At 75.1% G+C, this 4,439-nt stretch carries 3 protein-coding genes; 1 reads left to right on the top strand and 2 read right to left on the bottom strand.

What is annotated here, in order from left to right:
* Nucleotides 1-21: 21 nt before the first annotated feature.
* Both JS521_RS18245 and JS521_RS18240 read right to left on the bottom strand, forming a co-directional pair.
* Nucleotides 22-1,842 (bottom strand): ABC transporter ATP-binding protein, encoded by a 1,821-nt coding sequence (locus JS521_RS18245; RefSeq protein ID WP_205084034.1) that lies wholly within the window; start codon nt 1,840-1,842, stop codon nt 22-24.
* On the bottom strand, nt 1,839-3,530 hold the full coding sequence (locus tag JS521_RS18240) for an ABC transporter transmembrane domain-containing protein (RefSeq protein ID WP_205084033.1): 1,692 nt from the start codon (nt 3,528-3,530) through the stop codon (nt 1,839-1,841). Before JS521_RS18240 ends, JS521_RS18245 begins: the two co-directional genes overlap by 4 nt.
* Nucleotides 3,531-3,795: 265 nt before the next feature.
* On the opposite strand from JS521_RS18240, the gene JS521_RS18235 reads away from it, so the two are divergent.
* Nucleotides 3,796-4,299 carry a lamin tail domain-containing protein gene (locus JS521_RS18235; RefSeq protein ID WP_205084032.1) on the top strand — a complete coding sequence of 168 codons (504 nt, stop codon included), beginning with the start codon at nt 3,796-3,798 and terminating at the stop codon, nt 4,297-4,299.
* Nucleotides 4,300-4,439 lie beyond the last annotated feature (140 nt).

Below are 4,439 nucleotides of genomic sequence, written 5' to 3'. Positions count from 1 at the left end.
TGTGACAGGGCGTGCGTGGGGTCAGGGGTGCGGTGCGGCGGTGCGGCTGCCGGACCAGGCGCGCCACAGGGCGGCGTACGGGCCGTCCGCGTCGCGCAGTTCGTCGTGCGGGCCGCTCTCGACGACGCGCCCGGCCTCCAGCACGACGACCCGGTCGGCGGCGACGGCCTGGGTGAGGCGGTGCGCGACGACCAGGGCGGTGCGGCCGGCGAGGGCGGCCTCGGCGGAGCGTTCCAGGACCCGGGCGCCTGCGCTGCCCGCCTCGGCCGTCGCCTCGTCGAGGACGGCCAAGGCGGGGTCGGCCAGGACGAGCCGGGCGAGGGCGAGTTGCTGGGCGCGGGCGGGGTCGAGGCGGTGGCCGCCCTCGCCGACGACGGTGCCGAGCCCGTCCGGGAGCGCCTCGGCCCAGTCGAGGGCGTGCACCGTGGCGAGGGCCGCGCGCAGGTCGGCGTCGGTGGCGTCGGGGCGGGCGAGCCGGAGGTCCTCGGCGAGGGTGCCGGTGAAGACGTGGACCTCCTGGGTGACCAGGACGACGGACGGGTCCTTCGCGCCCGCCGGTGCGGTGACCGTGCCCGCGGTGGGCTGCTGGACGCCGGCGACGATCCGGGCGAGGGTCGACTTCCCGGCCCCGCTGGTCCCGACGAGCGCGACGTGTTCGCCGGGCTCCAGGGTGAGGGAGACCTCGTGCAGCACGGGGCGTCCGGGTCCGTAGGCGTGGCTGACGGCGTGCGCGGTGACGGCGGCCGCCGCTTCGGGGGCGGTGCGCTGATGCGGTAGGCCCTTCTTCAGCGGTACGTGCTTCTCACCCGGTACGGCCGTCGCCTCCGGCTGCTCCGCGAGGTCGGTCACCCCGACCAGCCGGGCCAGTCCGGCCGCCGCCGACTGGGCGTCGTCCAGCAGCACCAGGGCGGCGTTGACGGGGCCGAAGAGGCTGTGGAAGTAGAGGGCGGCCGCCGTGGCCGTACCGATGGACACCGCGCCGTCACGGACCAGCCAGAAGCCGGCGATCAGTACGGCGGCCAGGCCGATGTACTCGGCGATGTGCAGCCGCCCGTAGAAGCCCAGCACCAGGTTGACGCTGCGCATGGTGAGGTCGACGGCCTTGCGCGAGCGTCCGGCGCTGCGCTCGGTGTGCTGTTCCTCCAGCCGGTGGCCGCGTACGGTCACTGCCCCGCCGATGGTCTCCAGGAGCTGTTGCTGCTGGGCGCCGTTGGCGACCCGCTGGTCGGCGTAGAGGGTGAGGGCGCGGCGTACGTACCAGCGGGCGGTGAGCAGTTGGACGGGGACGGCGAGGAGTGCGGCGAGCAGGAACCGTACGTCGAGCAGGGCCAGCGCGCCGAGGGTGAGGACGATCGCGAGGACGGAGCGGGCCATCTCGGGCAGTGCGGAGCGGACGGCTTCGGCGACCCGGGCGACGTCGCCGGTGACGCGGGCGGTGAGGTCTCCGGCCCCGGCGCGTTCCAGCCGGTCGGCGGGAAGGTTCAGGGCGCGTTCGACGAACCGCTCGCGCAGCCGGGCCAGTACGGTCTCGCCGAGCCGGGCGATCCGGGTCAGCCCGAGCGTGGTGGTGAGGCCCTGGACGACGGCGACCGCGACGAGGAGGACGACCGGGAGGGTCAGGTCCCCGGCGGGGCGGCCGTCGGCGACGATGTCGACGATCCGGCCCAGCAGCGGCTGGACGAGGAGGCCGACGGCGGTGGCCGCGACCAGGATGCCGAGGCCGGTCAGGGCGAGGCCCCGGTCGGGGCGGATCAGCGTGCGCAGGGCGGCCCGGGTGCGGGCGGGGGTGGCGATGGGGAGCAGCTCGGCGTTGTCGTCGGCCGTGGGCGAGGGAGTGGTCATGTGAGCACCGCCGTGCGGTAGACGGGATGGTCGTGTACGAGGTCCTCGTGCGGGGCCTCGGCGGTGATCGTGCCGCCGTCGACGAGGACGACGCGGTCGGTCGCGGCGAGCAGCGCGGGGCTGCTGGTGACCAGGACGGTGGTGCGGCCGGTGCGGGCGCGCCGGATGCCGGCGGCGATCCGGGCCTCGGTGGCGGCGTCGACCGCGGTGGTCGGGTCGTGGACGACGAGGACGCCGCGGTCGGCGGCGAGTGCGCGGGCCAGGGCGACGCGCTGGCGCTGGCCGCCGGAGAGCGAGCTGCCGCGCTCACCGATGCGGCCGCCGGTGCCGCCGGCCAGGGCGGAGGCCACCTCGGCGACGGCGGCGGCGTCCATCGCGGGGCCCGGGTCGGCCCCGGCGGGGGCGGCGGCGGTGACGTTCTCCAGGAGGGTGCCGTCGAAGAGCTGGGCGTCGTGCTCGGCGACGAGCAGCGCGGAGCGCAGGGCGGCGGGGGCCAGTTCGGTCAGCGGGACGCCGTCGAGTTCGACGCTCCCCCGCTCCGGGTCGCAGCGGCGGGCCAGACAGTGCAGCAGGGTGGCGGCGTCGGCCGGGTCGGTGACGACGACGCCGAGGTGTTCGCCGGGGCGGACGGTCAGGTCGAGGGCGTCGAGTCCGGCGTGGCCGAGTCCGTTGAGCCGCAGTTCGCCGGGGGCGGGGGCGGCCGGTTCGGCGGTGCCGCCGGTGGTCTCGCCCGGGGCGGCCAGCACGTCGGCGATCCGGGCGGCGGAGGCGCGGCCCTTGGCCAGTTCGGCGCCGACCCAGGCCAGCACGCTGATCGGTCCCGGCAGGAAGAGGGCGAGGCCGACGGCGGAGACGAGGGCGCCGAGGCCGATGGAGTCGCTGAGGACCAGGCGGCCGCCGACGAGGGCGACGAGCGCGATGAACGAGCCGGTCAGCGTGAGCATCAGGCCGGTCTGGAGGGCGGCGGCGCGGGCGGCGCGCACATTGGCGGCGCGGGACGCCTGGCTGGTGGCGCGGTACCGGTCGACGGCGGCGCGCTCGGCCCGCAGGCCCTTGAGCACCCGGACCCCGGCGACCAGGTCGGCGGCCACCCCGGAGGCGTGGGCGGCCTGTTCCTGTTCGGCCTCGCTGCGGTGCTCCAGGGGCCGGGCCAGGAAGTGGCCGAGCGCCATCAGGACCGGCGCGCCGATCAGGACGAGGAGGCCGAGGGGCAGGGAGGCGCGGAGCAGGAGCACCGCGCCCGCGACGACACCGACGACGGCGGCGATGCCGAGGGTCAGGGCCATGTTGACGGCCCCGACGCGGCGGGCGTCCTCGGTGGCCACGTTCACGACCGCCCCGGGCGGACGGCCCGCCTCCGCGCCGCCGTGCGGGGCGAGGACCCGGCGGACGACGTCCAGGCGCAGGTGGTGGGCGGCCTGTTCGGCGGCGCGTTCACCGGCGCGGGCGCCGAAGCGGAAGCCGAAGGAGAGCAGGGTGTAGACGACGGCGAGGACCACCAGCCAGACCGCCAGCGCTCCCCCGTCGGGCCGCACCACGGCGCGGTCGACGATCAGCCCGATGAGTACGGGGACGAGCGCCTCGCCGATCTGATGGCAGGCGCCCAGGATCGATCCGACGACGACGTCCCGGCGCTGTCCCGCGACAGCGCGGCGTATGACCCCGCGCCCGGCTGTGTCAGCCCCCACTTCACCTGCTCCTCAGCATGTTCCCAACAGCGGAGGGGGGATTTCCGGCCACCTGCCTCCAGCCAAACGAAGGCAAGGCTAACCTGCTCGCCGCGTGGTGGGGAGCCCCGCCCCCTCCCTCCGGGGATCGCCGCACGAGGGGGACGTGCACCCCTGGCGACCCTTCGCCCGCGCGCACGCCTTCTCTTCCATTCCTTCACTGAAGGGTCACAAGTCTCGGTAAGCTCCTGGACGCTGCACTCGCACCATTGAGGGGGGACTCCTTATGCATGTCCGTCATGCCCTGACCGCCGCCGCCACCGCCGCTTCGGTCCTCGCACTCGGCCTCGTGGCCACCGCTCCGGCCCAGGCCGCCGAGTATTCCTCGGCCCTGAAGATCAAGGGCGTCCAGTACGACGCCCCCGGGCGCGACTCCAACAAGTGCTCCGGTGGCAACACCAAGAACGAGTACCTGACGATCAAGAACTACTCGCGCACCGCGACCGTGAACCTGCGGGGTTACGTCGTCAAGGACGCCGCCGGCAACAAGTTCACCTTCCCGGCGACCCACAAGCTGCAGCCCGGCGACTACATAAAGCTGCGCGGCAACCGCGGCACCGACTCCGACGCCAAGAACGTCGTCTACCGCCAGAACTGCAACTTCATCTGGAACAACGACAAGGACACCATCTACCTGTACAAGCCCTCCGGCGCCCGGGCCGACGTGCACTCGTACACCAAGAGGTCCAACGACCGCGACGGCAACGGCTACATCACCTATCACGGATGAGCTGCTGACGGGCCGGGGGGGGGGGGGGGGGCGGCGCGCCCCCCCCCCCCCCCGGGGGGGGGCGCGGCGGCGGGGGGGGGGGGGGGAGGGGCCCGGCCGACGCCCCCACCCGCCCCCCCAGCCCGGACACCGACAGGGGG

The sequence above is a fragment of the Streptomyces durocortorensis genome, from assembly GCF_016901035.1.
Lineage (GTDB): Bacteria > Actinomycetota > Actinomycetes > Streptomycetales > Streptomycetaceae > Streptomyces > Streptomyces durocortorensis.
This window is presented reverse-complemented; position numbering and strand designations above follow the sequence as displayed.